Genomic DNA, 21,521 nt, shown 5'->3' on the forward strand with positions numbered 1-21,521 from the left:
ACTGACGCGCCATGGTCGGACGATGGAGCAGCCGCCGCCCGGCAGATGACTTCGTGCCCCCGGGCCCAGGCGGGGGCTGGGGGCCGGGGGAACGGAGTGGCTCAGCCGCGCAGCGTCGCGACCGGGCTGTTGTACGCCTCCGCCGTCAGCACCGGGTGCCGTGACGAGCAGGCTGCCGTCGGCCAGGACAGGCGGACCGTCCGGGACTCGCCGGGCAGCAGCCACAGGTAGTTGTCGCTGTACAGCGTCGGCAGCACACGGCGGCCGTGCGGGTCCTCCAGCAGCGAGAGCCGGACCATGGCGGCCACCGCCGAGCCCTGGTTGCGGATCACCGCCGTCAGCTCCTGGCGGTCACCGGAGGGCTTCTCGGCCGACACCCCGGTGATCGCGCCGGTCAGCCTCACCTGCTTCACCTTGTTCAGAGACCGCAGCGCGGCGGCCTCGCGGTAGCGCCAGTAGGTGTTCCTTGACAGCTCTCTGCCCCGGGAATCCTCCAGGGTCAGCCGCAGCAGGTGCAGGTCCGGAAGGTCATCGGTCCACCCGGCGGTGAACACCTCAGCGGTGGCGGCCCGTTCCACGTCCACCCGGGCCGTCCTGCTCTTGCCGAGTTCCCGGCCGGACAGGTCGTGGAGTCGGGCGGCGACGGTGGCGCCGCGCAGGTCGGCCGACGTGTGATTCACCGCGATGACCTGCCACTTCACCGGATCGGCCTGCACATGCAGCGGCTCACAGGCCGAACGGGCGCCGAAGTAGGTGCCGTTGACGTCGAAGTCGTAGTCGTACGTCTGCCAGACCGTACTGTGCCAGGCCGGGTGGGACATCCACAGCATCAGACCGGAGGCGTTGTCCCACAGGTTGGCGTTCCACGCCTCGAACATGGCGCGCGTGTTCTCGTAGTTGACGAACTGCGCCTTGCGCGCGAAGTCGTCCAGGTCGCCGGACTCGCCCAGGCGGGCCGCGATGGCCGCCTTGTAGTTCTGCGGCGCCTGGTTCCCGTGCTCGCTCCAGTCGTGGTAGTACCACGCGCCCCGTATCGGCCACTCCGGCTCGTCGCCCGTCATGTTGCGGGTGCTCGCCGCGGTCGAGACGACGGGCATGCCGATCTCGGTGTGGAAGCCGAAGTCGCGGCTGCCGTACGTCATCGGGTCGAAGTACTTCTCCGGCTCCACCCAGCCGTAGGGGCCGCCGCCCGTGATGATGCCGCCCGCCGAGTTGTTCTGGTAGAGCACGCCGGGCACCTGCTGCTCCACCGCCTCGCGCATCCCCTTGTCGATGGCGGCCGGTGGGTTGCCCTCGTTCGCGCCGCACCAGACCACCACGCAGGGGTGGATGCGGTAGCGCAGTACGGTGTCGCGGGCGAGCGAGTTGAACGCCTCGTGGTCCGGCGGGTCCATGCCCCACGCGTTGGGGAAGTCGTTCCACACCAGGATGCCGTGCCGGTCGCAGGCGGCGAAGAACTCCTCCCGGTCGCTGCTGCCGACCCAGTTGCGGATCATGGTGAAGTTCATGTCGCGGTGCATACGCACGGCCGCGTCCATGCGCTCCGCCGGCATCCGGCGCAGCAGTTCGTCCCAGCCCCAGTTGCCCCCGCGAGCCAGCACGCGCACGCCGTTGACGCTGATCTTCAGCGGGTCCGGCGTGTTCGACACGGACTTGACATCGGTCCACTGCTCGCCGTCGTCGGACACCTGGATCGTGTACGACTTCGGGTATGCGGTCTCCCAGACGACGGCGACGCGGTCGAACGCCCGCGAGGAGCCGAGGTCCACCTGTATCCACTGGTGGTCCTCGTAGGCGGAGGACCAGCGGGTGTTCGGGTCCCCGTCGGTGGCGTGCGACGCCGGGTGGTCGGACTCCTCCGTGGAGGCGGTGGCCTTCTGGTGGAGGGCGAGGTCGGTGCCGGGTTCACTGTGGTCGACGACAGAGAGCGACCACAGAGAGTTGCCCCAACTCGTGTTACGCAGACCACAGTTGAGACGGACGTAGCGTGCGGTCCGCCGGTCGAAGTCCTCGACCTGGAGGCTGGCGTTGCCGTTGTTGAACGGCAGCGGTACCGCCCCGTTGTCCACCGACTTCACGTCGGTCCAGTCCGAGCCGTTCGGGGAGACCTGGATGATGAAGGTTTTCGCGTACGCCTGCTCCCAGGTGAGGTCGACCCGGTCGAAGGACTGGACGGAGCCGAGGTCGACACTGATCCACTGGTCGTCCTCGTAGACGGAGGACCAGCGGGTGCCGGAGTCACCGTCGGTGGCATTGGCCGCGCCGTTGCTGTCCTGATCGGTGCTGGACGCGTCGGCGTGGGCGTGCAGCGCGAGGTCGGTGCCCGGCCGGGTGCTGTCCCCTACGGACAGGGTCCACAGCGAGCAGCCCCAGGACGTGGCGCGGGTCAGACACCTGATGCGGACGTGCCGGGCCTGCTGCCGGTCGAAGGTCACGGTCTGCATGTAGGCATCGCCGGACGCGGTGAACGCGAGCGGCACGTCGTACTCGTAGCCGAACTGCCTGATGCCGAAGCGGGTGGTGCGCCGGTCGCTCTCCTGGCCGCCCACCGAGGCGGCGAACGTGAGGTCGTGCAGGTCGGCCTCGCCCAGACCGTTCGGCCACCACAGTCGGGGATCGCGCACCCTCAACTGCCGGAAGGCGTCCGGGGTGAAGACGACGTCCAAGCTCTCGCCTGCCTTCACGGTGACGGTCTTCGACGTCCGCACCTCGTCGAAGGCAGCCGTGACCGTCGCCTGGTGGTCGGCGGTGTCCGCGTTGCGGACAGGAACGACGATGGTCAGCTCGGCCACCGACACATCCGGCAGCGCGGGCAGCACGGTGTCCACGCGCGCGTCGCCGATGACGACGTGCCCGGTCGATCTCAGCCGGACGTGGTTCCAGATGCCCGCCGCGCGGTCACGCACAGCCGGCATCCAGTCCCAGCCCGAGGACGCCAGGTACGTGGGGGAGTTGAGGTTCATCTGCTGCGCGCCGGCGTCCACCCAGGACTCGCCCAGCGGACCCTTGTCACCGGGGCTGCCGGGGACCGGCATCGGCGTGATCTTCACCGCGAGCGCGTTCTCGCCGCTCTCGGTGAGCTGCCGGGTGACGTCGAAAGCGGCACGGGCGAACGGGTACGTCAGGTCGCCCACCTGTTTGCCGTTGAGCCACACGTCGGCCTTGTGGTTGACCCCGTCGAACTCAAGCCAGAGGTGCCGGCCGACGCCGGTGCGCAGGCCGCGCGGCAGCTCGAAGTCCCGCTTGTACCACCAGGAGTGGCGCGACAACGCCTCCGGGATGCGCATGTTGTTCAAGCCCGCCACCGGGTCGGGCAGCTTGCCCTGCTCCACGAGTGAGCCCAGCACCGTGCCGGGAACGGTCGCGGGCAGCCAGGTGCTGGTGTCGACGGACGTCTTCGACAGACCGGCGCCGTCTGCGCCGGCCCAGTCGTCCATGGTGAGCCGCCAGCCCGACTCCACGGGCACGGTCCCGTCGTCGGCGACCGTGAGCTCGGGTGCCTCGCCGTGTCGGGTGTCCCAGTCGGTCCAACCGGTGACCGAGGGGCGGTGGCCGTCGGCGGTGCCGTACACCTCGAAGCCGTTGAGGCCGAGGGGCAGCGGACTGGAGCGCTTCTGAGAGGTCATGCGCACCCATCGCGCGGACACCGGGCGGGGAAGCTGGATGTCGACGACGCCACCGGTTCCCGCCGTGGTGCTGTACACCGTGGTCCAGGACTTGTGGTCCACGGACGTCTCGACCAGGAAGACCAGGGAGAAGCTCGACTGGATCTCCTTGCCAGTGGTGCCGCTGTGCACATTGCCGGTGGTGGGCGGCGTGTACACCGGATCGGAGGCGTCCGCCTCGAAGGTCAGGCGGACCTGCGCGACTTCGCAGATCCCCTGCAGGTCGACGGCTATCCACTGCGGATCGCCGCCCTCGGCACGCCAGCCGCTGCCCCGGACACCGGGGGAGGAGAGGCGGTCGACCACGAAGGAGCCGGGGGTGGCGGCGTAGGCAGACGAAGAGACCGAGACCGGCCGGTAGAGCGCCAGCTCACCGGGGGTGGCGGCGGAGTTGACCGGCGCGCTGTCGGGTGCGGCAACGGCAGTCGCCACTGGGAGCACGGAGCTGAGGCCGAATCCGGCCAGCAGGCTGGTACCCGTGGTGACGATGGCCCGTCGCGACGGATGGCGCGACGGATCCGACTGATCTGTCATGAGCGTGACGTCCCATCAAAAAGCGGTGCAGGCCGGAGCGACTCCGCGCCCGCCGCAGCAGGAATGACAACGTTGCCAAAGGCTGGGTTGCGCGGCGCCCCCTGTCAACCCCTGGGACGGGGATCGGTATGTGACCGCTTCCGCCGTCTGCCGCCAGGTTCCGGTGGACCGTGGCCATAGCGAATGAGGGAACCGTGCGGGCGGCGGGGCCCGGTCCGTCCGGGCGGCCCGGGACGTCCTGCGCCGGAATCGGGCACAGACCGACTGTGAAGAGTGCCCTCGCCGGGAACTCACCTCTGTGGGGACGGCAGGCAGAGATCTGCGACTCTGCGTGCCGCGGCCGTCATGCGGCTTATGGCCGCCAACCTTACGACGCTGCCCGCCAGGCGCAGGCGCAGATGCCGCTGGACCGCGACGAGGCGGAGCCGACGCCTGCCTCGACTCCGCCGGGCAGTTGCAGATGCGACTGGCGGCGAACGGCCTGCAACGCATCTTCCGGGGTGATCGGCGTCTTATGGGGCATGGGGTGCGGAGCTGGGGCCGTCGTCCTCTCGGTCGGCGTGGGGCTGGCAGGTGGAGCACAGTTCGTGCCGGCCCCGGGTGATCACACTGCCCCAGCCGTTGCACACTTCGCAGCCGAGGGCGGAAGCGGCGTCTGCGCGGGGGTTCGTGTCAGGAGCGGCGTTCGCTCCGTGGGTCATGCGGCTCTCCTGGCCTCGAGCTGTCGGCGGTGGGTGCGCGTGTTTCCTACGCGATGCCCAGCTTATACCGTTTTCTGCCCGATTGTGTCTGTTTTCACAGTTTTTATGACCGTCTATGTTGCGGCAAGAAGGGCGGCACCGCTGCGTATTCTCGGGTGTACGTACGGTGACCAGGCAGTGTCGGTGCTCACCCCCACGAGCGCGCTCGGGCGCACGGAAGCGAAGGGCGGAGCCTCATGCGGCACGAGCTCGACTTTCACGCGGCCGAGAAGAAATTGACGACGCCCACTCCGACCTCACGTCACCCCTGCCAGAGGTCGGTCACCGAAGGGGACAGTGCACGCGCCTGAGCGTAGCCCGCGCGGGCGGCAGCCGATCGGCGTGTGTTGTCCGTCAGGTTGCGGCCCATGATGCGGCGCGCGGCACGGTCCGGGGACAGCAGGAAGACGCGCGCCCCGTTGTCGGACAGTTCCGCGGCCTGCTGTGCGGCGCTCGGATGTGGCCCAACCGCGCGGGGGACCGGCACGACCGCCAGCACCCGGCGGTACCCGCGCGCGAGCTGGAGGTTGGCGGTCGAGCGACTGCCGCCGTCCATCCAGCGTCGGCCCGCTACGGTGACCGGCGGCCATACGACGGGCACGGCACAGCTCGCCGCCACCGCCTCGAGGAGTGTCACTCCGGAGTCCGAGTCGAACACCTCGGTCTGTCCGCTCCGGGCGTCGACCGCGGCGATCCGGAGTTCCCGCTCGGGCCAGTCGCGCACGTCGCCCAGGAGCGCGCCGACTGTATCGAAGACGTCCGACTCCGGGCCGGTCGGGGCGCGCAGCGCTGCCCGGGCGAGGCGTTCGATGGACCGCTGGGGATCGCGGGAGCCCAGCGCCGCCCAGAGGAAGCGCACCGTCTGGCGCGCTGTCACGGGCAGACGGACCGCGTCTGCTCCGGAGAGCTGGCGCTCGTACAAATCCGCAGCCGGGACACCGGAAAGGAGCCGGGATCCGAAGACGGCACCGGCGGACGTGCCGATCACGACGTCGGCGCCGGTGAGATCGATCCCCGCCTCAGTGAGCCCGGCGAGCACCCCGGTCAGCCAGGCCCCGCCCACCGGCCCGCCGCCTCCGAGCACGAGTGCGGTGTCGGACACGTCTCCCCCTCCCACGTGAACGACCGCGGACACCACGTCCGCAGGAGACGAAGCGGGGAGCTCTCCCCGGTTGCGTCGGTCGACGATAACATCCGTACCGGGGAGAGCTCCCCGGTACGGGGTGAGGAGAGGAAGAGATGATGGGCGACCGTTCGTCGGTGGGGCGCCGCGATGCGCTGCGCAACCGGAAGCTGCTGATGGACAAAGCCCGCGAAGTCTTCGCCGAACAGGGCTTGGACGCCCCGCTCGATGAAATCGCCCGGCGGGCGGGCGTGGGCAACGCCACCCTCTACCGCCATTTCCCTACCCGTGCCGCGCTGGTCGATGAGGTCTTCCAGGATGCGCTCACCGAGACCATGGCGGCCGGCGAGCGGGCGCGAGCGGCCGAAGACGCATGGATGGGACTCACCGAGTATCTACGAACCGTGTTCACGGGCCTGGCCGCAGACCGCGGCACCAACGACCTCATGACCACCAACCTGGAAGGCGTCACTTCCCTGGAGGCGATCCACGCCCACAACCGCGGGACCATCGAAGAGCTGCTCCGGCGCGGTCAGGAGCAGAGCACCATCCGTCCGGACCTCACCACCGAGGACCTGCTCTTCGCCCTGGCAGCACTGGGCCGGGCTGTTCCCGCGCTCACCACGGTCGCTCCGGATGCCTGGCTCCGCCCACTCGCCCTGCTCCTCGACGGGCTTCGCGCGCACCCGGCCGCACCCCCTCTGCCCGCGTCGGCGCTCACCTCCGCCCAGCTCGGCACGGTGCTGCTCAATCTGGGCCCGCACAGACGGCGTTGAAGACCCGTCGGCGTGTCGACAGCAGCGGAATGAGGCCCGAAGGCGACACGTCGGCCCGAGGCGTCGGCCCGACCCGGCGGTGCACCGATGCCGCACGGCACCGGTGCACCGGTCGCAAGGGCCGGTGGGGTAGCCCACCGGCGTGGTCAGGCCCTCCTCAGCCGCAGCGTGACCAGCTGGAACGGACGCAGCCGCACGGTGATCCGCTCACCCTCGACCGCCGGCGCCGTATCGTCGTCCAACGGGCGCTCCAGCAGGTCGGTGACCGTGACACCGGCGACCTCGAAGCCTGCTGTCAGCGTCGCGCGGGCCCGGCCGCCGTGGGCCTCGTGGAAGCGGACCACCACGTCGCCGCTGCCGTCGTCGGCCAGCTTGACCGCGGTGACCACCACGGCCTCCTGATCGACCGTCACCAGCGGGGCGACCTGGCCGGAACCGGTGACGTGCCGCTCCGGCAGGTTCAGGCGCCAGCCTTCGCGCACCGCGTCCCCGACCGTGGCGCCCGGCACCAGGGCATGCCGGAAGCGGTGGACGCCCTGGTCGGTCTCCGGGTCCGGGAAGCGCGGGGCGCGTAGGAGCGAGACGCGGACCGTGGTGGTCGTCCCGCGGTCGCCGTCGGTGCGGACGGTTCGGGTCACGTCATGGCCGTAGGTGGAGTCGTTGACGACCGCGGCACCCCAGCCGGGCTCCTCCAGGTGCACGAAACGGTGGTTGCACGCCTCGAACTTGGCCGCCTCCCACGAGGTGTTGGTGTGGGTGGGGCGGAAGAAGTGCCCGAACTGCGTCTCGGACGCGTACCGTTCGGCGTGCACGTCGAACGGGAAGGCCAGCTTGAGGAACTTCTCCGTCTCGTGCCAGTCGACCTCGGTGTCGAGGACCAGCCTCCGCTCGCCCGGCGCCAGCGTCAGCACCTGGGTGGCGCGGGAGTCACCGAAGGACCGGACGATCCGCACCGAGACGCCGTCCTCGCCGGGCGCCACCTCGTCGGCCTCGGTGAGATCGGTGACCGTGTTGCGGTAGAACTCGTCGACGTCCCAGGCGTCCCACATGTTCGGGAAGTCGGGGTGGAGCTGGAGCAGGTTCGCGGCGCTGCCGGGGGCGATCGCCTCCCGGTCGGCCTCGATGTCGTACGCGGACACGACGAGGCCCCGGGCGTCGACCTCGATCCGCAGCACGCCGTTGTCCAGCACGAACCCGCCGCCCTCCCGCGGGGTGAGCGCCGTGACGCCCTCGACGGCCGGTGTGCCGGCACCGCCTGCCGGCACACCCGCGCGCTCGTGCGGCGCGGAGTTGAAGACCAGCTCGGTCGTTCCCTCACCGGCCAGGGCGCGCTGGGCCGCCCCGATGATCCCGTTCAGCTCCGCGCCGATCCGCTCGTACGTCGCCCGCGCCTCACGGTGCACCCAGGCGATGGACGAGCCGGGGAGGATGTCGTGGAACTGGTGGAGCAGTACCGTCTTCCAGATGCGGTCCAGGTCCTCGTACGGGTAGGGGAATCCGACCCGTACGGCGGCGGAGGCCGCCCACAGTTCCGCCTCCCGCAGGAGGTGCTCGCTGCGCCGGTTGCCCTGCTTGGTCTTGGCCTGACTCGTCAGGGTGGCGCGGTGCAGTTCCAGATACAGCTCACCGACCCAGACGGGCGGCTCGGGGTACTCCGCCTCGGCCTTCTCGAAGAACTCCTCCGGGGTCTCCCACACCACCGTCGCCGAACCCTCGAGGTCACGCAGCCGCGCCGCCTTGGCGACCATCTCACGCGTCGTGCCGCCGCCTCCGTCACCCCAGCCGGTGGGTGCCAGCGAGTGCCGGGCGACCCCCTTGTCCTTGAAGTTGCGGGCCGCGTGGGCGATCTCGCTGCCCTTCATGGAGCAGTTGTAGGTGTCGACGGGCGGGAAGTGCGTGAAGATCCGCGTGCCGTCGATGCCCTCCCAGCGGAAGGTGTGGTGCGGGAACTTGTTCGTCTGCGACCACGAGATCTTCTGCGTCAGCAGCCACTTCGAGCCCGCAGCCTTGATGATCTGTGGCAGACCGGCGGCGAAGCCGAAGGTGTCGGGCAGCCATGCCTCGTCGTTCTCGATGCCGAACTCGTCGAGGAAGAACCGCTTGCCGTGCACGAACTGCCGCGCCATCGCCTCCGAACCGGGCATGTTGGTGTCCGACTCCACCCACATCCCGCCGGCCGGCACGAACCGCCCGTCCGCCACAGCCTTCTTCACCCGCGCCCATACCTCGGGCCGGTGCTCCTTCACCCACGCCCACTGCTGCGCCTGCGACATGGCGAAGACGAACTCCGGCTCGTCCTCGATCAGCGCGGTCATGTTGGACGTCGTACGGGCCACCTTGCGCACCGTCTCGCGCAGCGGCCACAGCCAGGCCGAGTCGATGTGCGCGTGCCCGACGGCGCTGATGCGGTGCGCGGACGGCACGGCGGGGGAGGCCATGGCATCCGTCAGGCAGGCACGGGCCCGCTCCGCCGTGCCGTTCACGTCCTGCAGGTCGACGGCGTCGAGCGCCTTCTCCACCGCGCGCAGGATCTCCCAGCGGCGCGCGGAGTCCACCGGCAACTCGGCCATCAGCTCGCCGAGCACCTCCAGGTCCATCACCAGCTGCCACACCGTCTCGTCGAAGACCGCGAGGTCCATGCGGGCCAGCGTGTACTGCGGCTCGCTTCCGGCGGTGTCCTTGTCGCCGAGCCGAGTGGGCAGGAAGGGGTGGTAGTCGAGGATGACCGGGTTGGAGGCGGCCTCGATGTGCAGCCGCACCTCCTCGCCGCCCGCGACGGGCGCGCCGACGCGCACCCACTGGTTGCGCGGATTGAGGCCCTTCACCGGGGTGCCGTCGGGCCGGTAGACCAGGCCCTCGCACTGGAAGCCGGGCATGTTCTCGTCGAAGCCCAGGTCCAGCAGGGCCTCGACGGTTCTCCCGGCCCACGCATCGGGCACGGTACCGGTGACTCGGAACCAGCTGGTGCCCCACGGGGCACCCCAGCGGGCGCCCACCTCGATCGGCTCGGGTTCGGCCGCGAGTCCCTCCACCACCGGCACGGGCTCGCCGGGCGCATGCCACACCGCCACCTCGAGCGGTACGGACTCGGGGTACACGGCTGGGCGGATCCGCTCGTCCAGGACGCGCTTGAGCCGGGCTTCGACCAGGCTGCGGTCGTCATGCATGGGGTGCTCCGTAAGGGATCGCGGGTGGTCTTGCCAAGTGTCGGTGACGGGGCGGGCAGGGGAGGAGCGTCACGCGGGACGGCTCGCCCGGGGTGTGGGGAGCACCTGATCGGCGCCGACGACCTCGGTGATGCCGCGTGTGCCGAGGTGGTCCGTGTCGTACGCACGGGTGTCGAGCACGGTGGTGGGGCGGGCGCCGTCGGCGGTCAGCCGGAAGAAGGCGTCGAAGACGCGGCCGCCGGGGGCGAGCGCAGGGCGCAGCGCCGGGTCGGCGGGCACGACGAGGCGGTGGTCCGCGGCGCCGGGGTGTGGGCGGTGTCGCGGGCGGTGCGGGCCAGGACGTGCGCGATGTCCTTGGGCTGCCGGTCGTTGCTCAGCAGACCGAGGGTGTACTCGAGCTCCGGGAAGTCGGCGAGGCCGCGGGAGACGTCGTGGGAGCACCACCAGGTGACGCCCCACAGGCCGGGGCAGTCCAGGACGTGGGTGAGGGTCGCCTCGGCGAAGGCGGCGGCGTGTTCGGCGGGGACCAGCGGGGCGGGTGCGCCGACCTCCTGGAGCCAGACCGGGCGGTGCGGGTCGTCGGCCCAGGCCTTGCTGAGCTCGACGAGGTAGGCGGCGTGGTGTTCGCTCGGGACGGAGGCACGGCCGTGGCGCTGGGCGGTGCCGTTGAACACCCATGAATGGACCGCCGTGACGGCGCCGTGCCGGGCGGCCTGGGCCGGGGTGAACGGCATGTCGTGCTGGTACCAGGTGGCGTCGTACTCGGCGTGCAGGTGCAGCCGGCCCGGCGCGCCCTCCTCACAGGCGGCGAGCATGCGCCGCAGCCAGGCGTCGATCTGTTCTGGGCCGGCCCGGTCGGGGTCGGGGTGGGGACCGGCGGAGAACTGGTTGACCTCGTTGCCGAGGGTCATGCCGATGAAGTTGGGACGGTCGGCGAGGGCGGCGGCGAGGGTACGCAGGTAGGCGGCCTGGCCGTCGATCACCTCCGCGTCGGTGAAGAGGTTTCGCCGGTGCCAGGTCCGCGTCCAGGCCGGCAGGAAGTCGAAGCTGGACAGGTGACCCTGCAGGCCGTCCACGTTGACGTCGAGGCCGCGTTCGGCCGCCGCGTCGGCGAGCGCCACGAGTTGTTCGACGGCGCGCGGCCGGATCAGGGTGCGGTTGGGCTGGAAGTACGGCCACAGTGGGAAGACCCGGATGTGGTCCAGGCCCAGTGCGGCGATCGAGTCCAGGTCGGCGCGTACGGAGTCCAGGTCGAAGTCGAGCCAGTGGTGGAACCACCCTTCGCTCGGTGTGTAGTTGACGCCGAAGCGCACGGCAGAAGGCATGCGGAGTTCCTAGTGAGGCGGTGGTGGGGGGTTACGGCTCGGGTGCTGCACCCGGGCTTCTCAGCCCTTCACCGCACCCTCGCCGACTCCACGGAAGAAGTACCGCTGGAGGCAGGCGAAGAGGACGATGAGCGGAGCGACGGCGATGACCGTGCCCGCGGCGACCAGGCGCTGGTCGTTGGCGAAGGTGCCGTGCAGGTAGTTGAGGCCGATGGTGAGGGTGAACTTGGACGGGTCGCTGAGCACGATCAGCGGCCACAGGAAGTCGTCCCAGGCACCCATGAAGGCGAAGATCGCTACGACGGCGAGAGTGCCCTTGACCGAGGGAAGTGCGATGCGCAGGAACCGCTGCCAGACGTCGGCGCCGTCGACGTACGCCGCCTCCTCGATCTCGAACGGGAGGTTGAGGAAGGCGTTGCGCATCAGCAGCACGTTCATCGCGGCGACGCAGCCGGGCAGCACCACGCCGATGAGCGTGTTGTTCAGGCCCAGCTCCCGCATGGTGGTGAACTGGGCGATGATGATGCTCTCCGCGGGTACCAGCATGGCCAGGATGAAGACGAGGGTGGCCACGCGGCGCCCCCGGTAGCGCAGCCGCGCCAGGGCGTAGCCGGCGAGGGCGGAGCCGACGCAGTTGGTGACCACGTTGCCGGCGGCCACCTTCAGCGAGTTCAGGGCGTATTCCCACACGGGGATGGTGTCGGCGACCCGCGCGTAGTTGTGCAGGGTGGGGTGGGCGGGCAGGAACGACGGCGGCGAGCTGTAGATGTCCTCCGTCGGACCCTTCAGCGACGTCGACAACTGCCACAGGAACGGGCCGATGGTCAGCGCCAGCACGACGAGCAGCAGGACGTAGCGCACGACGAGCTCCCACGCCCGAACGCGGCGGCCGTGCTCGTCGGTGAGTCCGGACCGGGACGCACGGGCCGGGGCCGGCCGATGGGCGGGCCGCGCCTTCTCGATCACGCTCATGCCTCGTCCTTCCGGTCGGCGCGCAGCACCAGCAGCATCAGCACCACGGTGACGGCGAAGACGACGAGGGAGATCGCGGAGGCGTAGCCGACGCGGCCGGTCAGACCGGTGCCGGTGCGCTGGACGAGCATGACCAGGGTCGTGTCCTCGCCGGCCGGACCGCCGCTGGGGCCGGCCATCAGATACACCTCGGAGAACACCTTGAACGCGGCGACCGAGGACAGGGCCGCAACCAGCACCATGGTGGAGCGGACGGCGGGCACGGTCACGGTGAGGAAGCGGCGGACCGCGCCCGCGCCGTCGACCGCGGCCGCCTCGTGCAGTTCGCGCGGCACGTTGGCCAGCGCGGCCAGATAGATGATCATATAGTAGCCGAGGCCCTTCCACACGGTGACGGCCATGGCGCTCACCAGGAGCAGCCACTGGTCGCTGAGGAAGCCGACCGGACCGGCACCGAGCGTCTCCAGCAGCGAGTTCACCAGGCCGCGTTCGTCCAGCAGCCACACCCAGATCAGACCCACCACGACGATCGAGGCGACGACAGGGGTGTAGAAGGCGGACCGGAAGAAGGCGATGCCGGGGATGTTCTTCTGTACCAGCAGGGCCAGCAGCAGCGGCAGGACCACGAGCGCGGGGACGACCCCGAGGACGTAGAGCGTGCTGTTGCGCAGGCCGATCCAGAACATGTCGTCATGGAGCAGCTCGCGGAAGTTGGCGAGGCCCACGAACCGGCCCGGTATCAGAGTGCGCCGGTCGGTGAACGCGTCGACCACCGTGGAGAGGAACGGATAGAGGACGAACACGCCTGTGACGAGGAACCCGGGTGCGGCGAACAGCCACGGACTGGTGGGCAGCTGACGCCGCACCCGGGAGCCGGAGGGAGCAGTGGAACCAGCCATGGTGACTCAGCCCTGCTGCAGCAGCTGGTTGCACGCCTTGACAGCGTTGTCGAGCGCCGCCTTCGGGCTCTCCTTGCCCTGGAGCGCCTTGGCGACCTCGTTGCGCAGCGCGGTCTTCATCTGGTCGCTGAACAGCACGGGCGTGTAGTTGACGGCCGTCTTCAGCGACTTGGCCGCGGCGACCCGGACGCGGGTCTCGTCGGTGCCGTCCTCCTTGGTGAAGTACGGGTCCTCCAGGGAACCGGCGGTGCTCGGGAAGATGGCCACCTTCTTCGCGAACGACATCTGGTTCTGCGCGTCGGTGATGAAGTGCGCGAAGGCGACCGCGGCGGGCTTCTCCTTGGACCTGGAGTTGACCAGCAGGCCCATCACGTACATGTTGACGTGACCGGTGTTGGTGATCTGGTCGGTGATGCCGATGTTCTTGTACAGGGTCGGTGCCTGCGTCTTGAAGTTGTGCAGATCCAGCGCGCTGCCGGGGTTCATGGCGACGGCGCCGGTGAGGAACTTCTGGCCGGACGACTCCGGAGTGGCGGTCAGGGCCTGCGGGTCGAGCGCCTTCGCGTCGAACAACTGCTTGTACTTGGTGAGCAGTTCGACACCCTTGGCGTCGTTGAAGGCGAAGGCGGTGCCCTGCTTGTTCATCAGCTCGACGCCGTAGCGGCCGAAGTCCTCGATGGTGGGTACGTTGGCGAGTGTGGCGACCTTGCCGTCGGTCTTGTGAGCGATCTGCAGGGCGTCCGTGAAGAGTGCGGCGTACGTCTTCGGCGGCTGGTCGGCGTTCAGACCGGCCTCCTTGAAGAGGGCCTTGTTGTAGAAGAGCGGACCGGTGTTGAGGTACCAGGGGAACGCGTACGTGCCCGGCAGACCCGGTATCTCGTTGCCGGCCCAGGCGCCGGGCAGGTACTCGCTCTTGTACTTCGCGGCCGCCTTGTCCTTGTCGAGGTCGAGTGCGAGGCCTGCCTTGGCGAGCGGGGCCGCCAGGTCAGGGGATACGTTGACGACGTCGGGCAGGGTCCCGGCGGCCGCATCCGCACTGATCTTGTCGGCGTAGCCCTCGGCGGGCTGGTCGATCCACTTCACGTGGGTGCCCGGGTACTTCTTCTCGAAGTCGGCGATCAGGCCCTCGAAGTAGGACTTGAAGTTGGCGCGAAGGTTCCAGGTCTGGAAGGAGATGTCGCCCTGGACCTTGCCCGAGGAGTCGCTCGACGAACTGTCGCCGCTCCCGGAGCCACAGGCGCTCAGGGGCAGGAGGACCGCGGCGGTGGCAGCGGTGGCGAGGATTCTGCGGGAGATGCGCACGGCTGAAGGCTCCTTTACACGGCGGGCCACGGCGACGGTGCCGGCCCGGGTACAGAGGCAGACCTTGCATCCTTCTCCGGGAAAAAGTCAATGGATTCCGACCGATCTTCGGCTTCAGCTCGATAAAGTCGCAGGTCAGAGCGTCGCATCTGAGCTCTTGCGCTTGATCACTAATGCGCTTTAGAGTAGTTTCACTCAACCGCTTTAGTGCTGAGGTTCCGTGGAATGGGGGAAGCGTTGTCAGGCAAGCGTTCACCCGCGCGCCGACCGACGATGAGGGACATCGCCGAGCGCGCCGGGGTGTCCGAGAGTGCCGTCTCCTTCGCCCTCAACGGACGCCCCGGCGTCTCGGAGGTCACCCGTGCCCGGGTGCGCAGGGTGGCCGAACAGCTGGGCTGGCGTCCCAGCGCCGCGGCACGTCAACTGTCCGGCGAGGGCGCGGCCACGGTCGGCTTCGTTCTGGCCCGCCCCGCGCACACCCTCGGCGTCGACTCCTTCTTCCTGCAACTCGTCTCCGGTATCCAGGAAGTGCTGGCCGAGCGGCATCTGGGCCTGCTGTTCCAGGTGGTGGAGGACGTCGAGGACGAGTGCGCGGTCTACCGGCGGTGGTGGGCCGAGCACCGGGTGGACGGCGTCCTCGCGGTCGACCCGCGCACCGACGATCCCCGCCCCGGCGTCCTCGACGAACTCGGCCTGCCCGCCGTGGTGATCGGCGGCGCCCCGGACGAGCGCCACTCCGGGCTTTCGACGGTGTGGGCGGACGACGCCGGCGCGATGGCGGCGGTCGTGGGCGAGCTGCACGCTCTCGGCCACCGCCGGATCGTGCACATCGCAGGCATCCCCGGGCTCGCGCACACCGAGCGCCGTATGCGGAGTCTGCGCGCCGAGGCCGAACGGCACGGCCTGACCGAGGTCCGCTCGGTGACCACCGACTACTCGGACGTGGAAGGAGCCGCCGTCACCCGCTCGGTCCTCTCGGGTCCCGCCGCGCCGACCGCGCTGATCTACGACAACGACGTGATGGCGGTCGCCGGGGTCGCCGCCGCGGCCGAGCTGGGCTTCTCCGTCCCGGACGACGTATCGGTGGTGGCCTGGGAGGACTCCGTGCTGTGCCGCATGGTCAAGCCGTGGCTCTCCGCGCTCTCCCGCGACAGCGTCGAGTTCGGGCGTACCGCGGCGCGTGAGCTGACCTCCCTGCTGGACGGCTCACCGGCGCGGACGGTACGTGTGCCGCTGCCGGAGCTGATCGTCCGGCAGAGCACGGGCAGGGCACGCGAAGCCTGAACCGGCCGTAGCGCTTGTCGGACCGCACCACCGAATCCCGGCCCCCAAGGGCCAGGTTTGTCTCGCCGCCCCCGCAACGCCTGGACTCCGCCGCATTCCGGTGGCCACCCCTCCGGCAGTTCCCCGGTGGCGCGGGCGGCGCTCCGCCCTTCTCCCGCGGCGAACGCATACGGACTCAGCGACAGACGAGCAACCCCGCATCGTGCTTCGCGGCGAGGATCCGGTGCACGCTGTCGTCCACCTTGGCTCGGAAGGAGGCGTCCTGCTGCATCCGGGTCCGGATCGCCTGCGCCATCGCCGGTACCGTGCTCGGCTGCACGGTGAGGATCATGTCGCCGCCTGCCGAAAGGAAGTTCAGCGCCCGCTGCGCCGGGGTGAAGGACCGCACCGCGACCGCGTTCCCGAGGTCGTCCGAGATCACCACGCCTTTGAAGCCCATGTCACGACGCAGCAGCTGACCGATGACAGTCGGCGAGAAGGCCGCCAGGTGCTTGGAGTCGATCTTGGCGTACGTGGCCAATGAGACCATGACGAACGGCGAACCGGCACGGATCCCCGCCCGGAAGGGCGTGAGACCGGAGCTGCCGGCGGTCGTCACCGAGTCCACGACGTTCGCGCTGACGTCGGTGTTGCCGATGACCTGGCCGAGTCCCGGAAAGTGCTTGAGCGTCGTCATCACACCCGACTGCGCGAAGCCGGCGGCGAAGGCGTTGCTGTGAGAGGTCACGGTGTCGGCGGTGTGGCCGTACTCACGGTCGAAGGAGCCGATGGGTGCGTTGCGGGTGCCCAGGCCTGCCGGGACCACGTCGGCGACCGGGGCCAGATCGAGGTCGACTCCGGCAGCCTTCAGCTGCTTCGCCCAGTCCGCGGCCCGCGTACGCAGTGTCGTGACCGGCCAGCTGCCCTGGGTCAGCCCGCTGGGAATGGCCGAGAATCCCGGGCCGCTCAGCACCTGCACCTGGCCGCCCTCCTGGTCCGTGGCGACCATCAGCCCGATCCGCTCACCGGCGACCTGGTCCGCTTGACCGCGAAATCCGTCGACCAGCCTTCTGGTCACCGTCGTGCCGGCGCTGCTGCGCCCGGTCAGCATGATGGATCCCACGTGATGGTCACGCAGAGTGCCCAGCTGGGCCGCGTCGGGGTGGGCCGCGGAGACTCCACCCATGAAAAGCTGCCCGACCCGCTGAGCCGTGGTCATGCCGGAGAAGTACCGGTCCGTGCACGTGGCAGCGGGTGTCGGCGGTGCGGTGGTCGTGGCGGCCGAGGAGGCGGCCCCGGTGGTGGCCGAAGGGGCACCGGGCGTGGTGCGGCTGGGCAGGGGACCGGCGGTGCCGGGGGTTTCCGCGCCGGGGCTGGTGGCGAGAGGCCGGCGGGAGTCGGCCGGTCCCTGCTGCGTGGCCTCTCCGCAGGCTGCGGCCGTCAGTGCCAGGATGATCAGCGGGGTCACGGTGCGCAGGGATGCGGAGCGCCGCCTCCTCGGTCGGCGGACACGCGTGGTCATGGTTTTCTCTCCTGAGCTTGTTGCTCGGATCGCTTCGGTCCGCGGGGCTTGGTAACCGCTTCCGGCACGGCGAGCTTGGGCCGGCTGTTTCCATCACACCGTACGTCGATTCGCATCGGCCTGGCGCCCCAGCCGGCTCAGGCCCGGGTGCCGCTGCCCTTTCCACGTCACACCTTGCGGTCGGTTACCTTGCGGTTGGTCACCTTGCGGTTGGTCACGATGCGGTGAAGAGGTCGGCATATAGACGAAAGCCTCAATCCGCTCCTATTTTGGACGGTGCCTTGCAGGGGCAATCATGAGCGGGACGTCATCGGTGCCGCACTGCACCGCGCCGCGTGATGCCGGCAAGTGGAGGTGCTGTGAATTGGCGTGAGATGGCCGCTTGCCGCCTTGAAGATCCTGAACTGTTCTTTCCCGTCAGCGACGACGGCTTGTCCCTCCTCCAGGTCGAACGAGCCAAGCAGGTCTGCCACCGCTGCCCCGTCTTGCGTGAATGTCGCAGGTGGGCGCTGCGCTACGGCGAGACGGACGGGGTGTGGGGCGGGCTCACACCGGGTCAACGGCGGGCGCTGGTCCAGGCCCATCGCATCTGAGGTGGCGCGGTCCGTGCGCTTCTGGAACGCGGATCTCCAGCTTGCCGGACCCGAGTACGTGGAGTCCGATGATCTCGGCTGTTTGACCGGGGATGTCCCGCCTGCACGGTGGCCCAACCATTGCCGTACTTCGGCTCTTGACCCACAACGCACCAGGTTTGCCCCGGAGCGCACTGAACCGGCCGAGCGATTCCCTATTCCCTGCTGATGCGATTCAATATTCCGAGTCCGTATGCACGCTGTGGAACATGGCAACACCCCAGGCTTCCGGCTGCATTCCTGTGCTCATCGCCTTGGGAATCGGTTGGGTACCGAGGCCGGTACCGTGCTCGGTGCCGCGGCGGGCGGTGTCGTCGAAGTGGGGGTTGGACTGGCAGTGTTGATGAAATTGCCGGGCGGTCACGGGCGTTGAACAGATCATGACTCAAGGACCAGCACCTCGCACACTGTCCGACGAAGCCCTCTCCGAACTGCTCGCCAAGCAGCAGTTCGGTACACTCGCCACCGTCAAGCGCAGTGGTCATCCTCACCTGACCACCATGCTGTACAGCTGGGACTCCAACTCCCGCATGGTGCGGTTCTCGACGACGGCCGACCGCGTCAAGGTCGGCCACCTGCGGCGCGACCCACGTGCGGCCCTGCATGTGCGGGGCGGAGACGTGTGGTCGTTCGCCGTCGCTGAAGGCGAGGCCGAGGTCTCCGAGATCACGAGGGTTGCTGGCGACGAGGTCGGCCGGGAACTGCTCGGGATGATCCCGCAGGACGCAAAGCCGGAGGACGAGGATGCGTTCCTGGAACAGCTGGTTGCCGAGCGGCGACTGGTCATCCGGTTGAAGGTGGACCGGCTCTATGGAACGGCGCTCGACATCGACGGCTAGGACAGGTCGGGCTGCCACTGCCGGTCGTGGCGGGTGCGTACAGCGGTTGCCGGTCAGAGCCACTTTGAGGGTCAGCGTACGTCGGTTTCGGCGTCCGTGGCCGCCAGGGTTCCGGCCCGGTGCCGTCGCTCCACGCCTGCAGGTCCTCCCCGTCCCAGCACACGATCCCGCACTGCTCGGCGTACTCCAGCGCTGGGGCGGTGAAGCCGCTGGTGGTGACGACGATCGCGACATCTGCCCCGTGGACCGTGAAGCACGTGCCGCCGAAGCGCTGGAGGTCCTGGGAACCGACCCGATTGGTGTCGCCGTAGCGCTTGCACTGGATGACGACACGCCTTCCGTCCGGAGCCGTGGCCACGACGTCGGCGCCGAGGTCCCCGGCTCCGCCGACGACCTCCACCTCAGTGCATCCGTCGCGCTCGCACAGGGCGGCTGTGGCCTGCTCGAACTCATCGGGCCCCAGGGCCTCGAGGTCGACGGGCCCGGTCGTCGGGCGGACGGTCGCCACGTCGGGCGTGAGCGTGACGGCCTCCTCGGCGTTACGGGAGACGGCGGGCGTCTCGTGGGGATCCGTCCGCCCGGCGGGTATGACGAGCGGTCCGTCGGCCGTGTCGGATGCGGCGGGGGCCTCGCCGGGAGAAGGGTCGTGATCGAGCACGTCGAGTGCCGTCCTGGTCGCCTCGTCCAGCGCGGCGGTGGCCTTGCGCGCGGTCCGTGCCACGGAGACCGGATGCCGCCGACGCCGCCGCAGGAGCAGGGCCGCTGTCAGAACGAGTACTCCGAGGACGGCGGCCCAGGTGGGGCGCTGCTCGGCGACGCTGATCGCCGTCCGGGCGGTCAAGCCCACCAGGCTGACGACAGCGGCCAGGAGACCGAAGAAGAGGGCCGTGTAGCGCAGATCGAAGGCGCGCCGAGGGTTCACTGGTCGCCTACGGCGGACGGGCGTTGCCACGAGGTCTACTCCCCCCAACGGGACCGATACGAAGATCACTTCCCGTCTGCCCTGGATCGTGCGGTTCACCACCGTTGCGACGACCCAGCGATCTTCGCGACCGGTCGTACATGCGCACTGCGCAGGACGCCGGCCGTGATGCCCCACAAGCAACCAAGTTGCCCAAGTGGGTCAGGCACATCGTCGCCCAGCTCAACTCCATGGAGTCCACCCTCGACCTCATCGCCGGCTCCTGACGTGCGGCGGGGCCGCCCTGCGGGCTTCCCGCCGCATTGCCCTGGGCGATCGGCAGCGCTGATGGTCAGGGCTGAGTCGCGGCGACCTTCAGGCCGAACCCGATCAGGACGACGCCGGTGACGCGGTCCATGGCCCGGCGCACGGCGGGCTTCTGGAAGAAGACGCGGGCCTTGGCCAGCAGCATCAGGTAGCCGCCGAGCCACACGGCGGTCAGCGCCGCGTGGATGAGGACCAGCAGTGCCATTCCGGTGTGGGGGGAAAGCCCGGACGGGGCCAGCGTCGGCAGCAGACCGGTGTAGAAGACGGCGATCTTGGGGTTGAAGAGGTTGCTGACCAGGCCGGTCCGCCAGGGGTTGCCGACAGGTGCGGCAGGGGGCATGTCCTCGGCCTGCGCCTGGACACCCCGGCTGTGGATCAGCGCCTGGACGCCGAGGAAGACAAGGTAGGCGGCCCCGGCCAGCTTGACCACGGTGTACGCGGTGGCAGAGGCGGCCAGGACCGCGGCGAGGCCCGCGACCGAGAGAACACCCCGGACCAGCAGCCCGACGGTGATGCCGCCGACCGTCCGCAGCCCGTCCTGCCATCCGGAAGAGACGGCCCGCTTCGTCACGACGGCCATGTCCGGCCCGGGCACCATGGTCAGCACAGTGAGCACGCCGGCCGCAGTGAGGAACTGTATGAGCACGCCCTCAGTCTCATATCCCCTGGTCCTGGCCGGAGTGACGTGATCCCGAACGTACAGGCAGGCCTCCGAACCGCCTCCCTCGACCTGTTTGTGAGCTGTCGCGGCGTCGTGCACTCGTCAGCTCTCGTAGCGTCGACGTGCGAGATGGACGGTGATGTCGGCGGTCATCTCGACCCTGTCCGGTAGGACCTGCATGATCTCGCTGAACACCTGCTCTCGTGCCAGGGGCGGCAGGACGAGATAAGCCGAAATGGTTGAGAGGTGCCCGACGTAGTCGCGAGCGCTCATGCTCAAGCGCCGTCCGATGGTGGACTGTTGAACATCAGTGAACCACTCAGACCGTTGGAGCTCCGTACCCGGCCACTGCATGTCATGCCCCGGAGGCGTCCCGTCTGGGGACGGAATCTCGTCGCTGTCCAAAAACGGTGCTCGCGCCGCGTGAACAGCTTCCTCCACAGCCGGGTCGGCCAGTCGGAATGGCCCGCCGAACGAGGCAAACACGCCACCCGGCTCAAGCAGCGCGGCCATGCGTGACCACCGGCCCTCCGGGTTCGTCCAATGCAGCGCTGCCGCCGCATAAACCAGCCCGTACCGCTCGCTCGATCGCAAGTCCTCGAACGCAGCTTGCACCGTCCTGACGTTTCCCGGCACGTGCTTGCGCAGCTCGGCGAGCATGGATTTGTCAGGCTCGGTCGCGGTGACCATGACCCCCCGTTGAGCGAACAGGCGAGTTGCTTTCCCTGTCCCGGCTCCGATTTCGAGCGCAGTCCGAACCGGATGGCCCGCGTACGCCATCACCATGTCGAACAGCTCCACGGGATACCCCGGCCGGAACCGTTCGTATGCTTCCGCCACCACTCCGAAGCTCAGCGCGCGACCAGACATGGC

At 69.3% G+C, this 21,521-nt stretch carries 15 protein-coding genes and 2 pseudogenes; 5 read left to right on the plus strand and 12 right to left on the minus strand.

What is annotated here, in order from left to right; all coding sequences use genetic code 11:
* Window positions 1–101: 101 nt before the first annotated feature.
* Window positions 102–4,199: a discoidin domain-containing protein gene (locus N8I84_RS38745; protein ID WP_263234219.1), complete on the minus strand. Its 4,098-nt coding sequence runs from the start codon at window positions 4,197–4,199 to the stop codon at window positions 102–104.
* Window positions 4,200–5,201: 1,002 nt separating this feature from the next.
* The gene (locus N8I84_RS38750) at window positions 5,202–6,041 is read right to left on the minus strand and encodes a patatin-like phospholipase family protein (RefSeq protein ID WP_263234220.1); all 840 of its coding nucleotides are present in this window, start codon (window positions 6,039–6,041) and stop codon (window positions 5,202–5,204) included.
* 140 nt (window positions 6,042–6,181) lie between these two features.
* On the opposite strand from N8I84_RS38750, the gene N8I84_RS38755 reads away from it, so the two are divergent.
* On the plus strand, window positions 6,182–6,838 hold the full coding sequence (locus N8I84_RS38755; protein ID WP_263235024.1) for a TetR/AcrR family transcriptional regulator: 657 nt from the start codon (window positions 6,182–6,184) through the stop codon (window positions 6,836–6,838).
* A 146-nt stretch (window positions 6,839–6,984) separates the two neighbouring features.
* Here the strand turns inward: N8I84_RS38755 and N8I84_RS38760 are convergent, their stop codons facing one another.
* The 5 genes and pseudogenes from N8I84_RS38760 to N8I84_RS38780 form a co-directional block, all read right to left on the minus strand.
* Complete coding sequence (locus tag N8I84_RS38760) at window positions 6,985–10,005, minus strand: alpha-mannosidase (RefSeq protein ID WP_263234221.1); 3,021 nt, start codon at window positions 10,003–10,005, stop codon at window positions 6,985–6,987.
* 69 nt (window positions 10,006–10,074) lie between these two features.
* Window positions 10,075–11,330 (minus strand): annotated as a pseudogene (locus N8I84_RS38765) (glycoside hydrolase 5 family protein).
* Between the two features lie 60 nt (window positions 11,331–11,390).
* A complete protein-coding gene (locus N8I84_RS38770; protein WP_263234222.1) occupies window positions 11,391–12,302 on the minus strand; it encodes a carbohydrate ABC transporter permease in 912 nt (303 codons plus the stop codon).
* Window positions 12,299–13,201 carry a carbohydrate ABC transporter permease gene (locus tag N8I84_RS38775; protein WP_263234223.1) on the minus strand — a complete coding sequence of 301 codons (903 nt, stop codon included), beginning with the start codon at window positions 13,199–13,201 and terminating at the stop codon, window positions 12,299–12,301. The genes N8I84_RS38770 and N8I84_RS38775 overlap by 4 nt, the downstream gene beginning before the upstream one ends.
* A gap of 6 nt (window positions 13,202–13,207) precedes the next feature.
* On the minus strand, window positions 13,208–14,503 hold the full coding sequence (locus N8I84_RS38780; protein WP_263234224.1) for an ABC transporter substrate-binding protein: 1,296 nt from the start codon (window positions 14,501–14,503) through the stop codon (window positions 13,208–13,210).
* A gap of 273 nt (window positions 14,504–14,776) precedes the next feature.
* Here N8I84_RS38780 and N8I84_RS38785 point away from each other — a divergent pair, with 273 nt between their 5' ends.
* Window positions 14,777–15,787 (plus strand): LacI family DNA-binding transcriptional regulator, encoded by a 1,011-nt coding sequence (locus N8I84_RS38785; protein WP_263234225.1) that lies wholly within the window; start codon window positions 14,777–14,779, stop codon window positions 15,785–15,787.
* A 175-nt stretch (window positions 15,788–15,962) separates the two neighbouring features.
* Here the strand turns inward: N8I84_RS38785 and N8I84_RS38790 are convergent, their stop codons facing one another.
* On the minus strand, window positions 15,963–17,288 hold the full coding sequence (locus N8I84_RS38790; protein WP_263234226.1) for a glycoside hydrolase family 3 N-terminal domain-containing protein: 1,326 nt from the start codon (window positions 17,286–17,288) through the stop codon (window positions 15,963–15,965).
* Window positions 17,289–17,647: 359 nt separating this feature from the next.
* Between N8I84_RS38790 and N8I84_RS38795 the strand changes: the two genes are divergently transcribed.
* Window positions 17,648–17,881, plus strand: coding sequence for a WhiB family transcriptional regulator (locus N8I84_RS38795; protein ID WP_263234227.1), 234 nt, complete (start codon window positions 17,648–17,650; stop codon window positions 17,879–17,881).
* 214 nt (window positions 17,882–18,095) lie between these two features.
* Here the strand turns inward: N8I84_RS38795 and N8I84_RS38800 are convergent, their stop codons facing one another.
* The gene (locus N8I84_RS38800) at window positions 18,096–18,284 is read right to left on the minus strand and encodes a hypothetical protein (RefSeq protein WP_263234228.1); all 189 of its coding nucleotides are present in this window, start codon (window positions 18,282–18,284) and stop codon (window positions 18,096–18,098) included.
* Between the two features lie 16 nt (window positions 18,285–18,300).
* On the opposite strand from N8I84_RS38800, the gene N8I84_RS38805 reads away from it, so the two are divergent.
* A complete protein-coding gene (locus tag N8I84_RS38805) occupies window positions 18,301–18,759 on the plus strand; it encodes a PPOX class F420-dependent oxidoreductase (protein WP_263234229.1) in 459 nt (152 codons plus the stop codon).
* On the opposite strand, the gene N8I84_RS38810 is transcribed toward N8I84_RS38805, so the two are convergent.
* Window positions 18,704–19,711, minus strand: a complete 1,008-nt coding sequence (locus tag N8I84_RS38810) for a restriction endonuclease (protein ID WP_263234230.1) — start codon at window positions 19,709–19,711, stop codon at window positions 18,704–18,706. The genes N8I84_RS38805 and N8I84_RS38810 overlap by 56 nt on opposite strands.
* Before the next feature lie 131 nt (window positions 19,712–19,842).
* Between N8I84_RS38810 and N8I84_RS42915 the strand changes: the two are divergent.
* Window positions 19,843–19,947, plus strand: a pseudogene (locus N8I84_RS42915) (RacP protein); the annotation flags it as partial.
* A 65-nt stretch (window positions 19,948–20,012) separates the two neighbouring features.
* Here the strand turns inward: N8I84_RS42915 and N8I84_RS38820 are convergent.
* On the minus strand, window positions 20,013–20,633 hold the full coding sequence (locus N8I84_RS38820) for a LysE family translocator (RefSeq protein ID WP_263234232.1): 621 nt from the start codon (window positions 20,631–20,633) through the stop codon (window positions 20,013–20,015).
* A 117-nt stretch (window positions 20,634–20,750) separates the two neighbouring features.
* Complete coding sequence (locus tag N8I84_RS38825; protein WP_263234233.1) at window positions 20,751–21,518, minus strand: class I SAM-dependent methyltransferase; 768 nt, start codon at window positions 21,516–21,518, stop codon at window positions 20,751–20,753.
* Window positions 21,519–21,521: the final 3 nt, after the last annotated feature.

This window comes from Streptomyces cynarae (assembly GCF_025642135.1).
GTDB lineage: Bacteria > Actinomycetota > Actinomycetes > Streptomycetales > Streptomycetaceae > Streptomyces > Streptomyces cynarae.

Bases quoted from the DNA above. Each gene is read 5' to 3' on its own strand.
- N8I84_RS38745 (WP_263234219.1), bottom strand. From the start codon at position 4,199: ATGACAGATCAGTCGGATCCGTCGCGCCATCCGTCGCGACGGGCCATC.
- N8I84_RS38755 (WP_263235024.1), top strand. From the start codon at position 6,182: ATGGGCGACCGTTCGTCGGTGGGGCGCCGCGATGCGCTGCGCAACCGG.
- N8I84_RS38760 (WP_263234221.1), bottom strand. From the start codon at position 10,005: ATGCATGACGACCGCAGCCTGGTCGAAGCCCGGCTCAAGCGCGTCCTG.
- N8I84_RS38770 (WP_263234222.1), bottom strand. From the start codon at position 12,302: ATGAGCGTGATCGAGAAGGCGCGGCCCGCCCATCGGCCGGCCCCGGCC.
- N8I84_RS38775 (WP_263234223.1), bottom strand. From the start codon at position 13,201: ATGGCTGGTTCCACTGCTCCCTCCGGCTCCCGGGTGCGGCGTCAGCTG.
- N8I84_RS38785 (WP_263234225.1), top strand. From the start codon at position 14,777: ATGAGGGACATCGCCGAGCGCGCCGGGGTGTCCGAGAGTGCCGTCTCC.
- N8I84_RS38790 (WP_263234226.1), bottom strand. From the start codon at position 17,288: ATGACCACGCGTGTCCGCCGACCGAGGAGGCGGCGCTCCGCATCCCTG.
- N8I84_RS38805 (WP_263234229.1), top strand. From the start codon at position 18,301: ATGACTCAAGGACCAGCACCTCGCACACTGTCCGACGAAGCCCTCTCC.
- N8I84_RS38825 (WP_263234233.1), bottom strand. From the start codon at position 21,518: ATGTCTGGTCGCGCGCTGAGCTTCGGAGTGGTGGCGGAAGCATACGAA.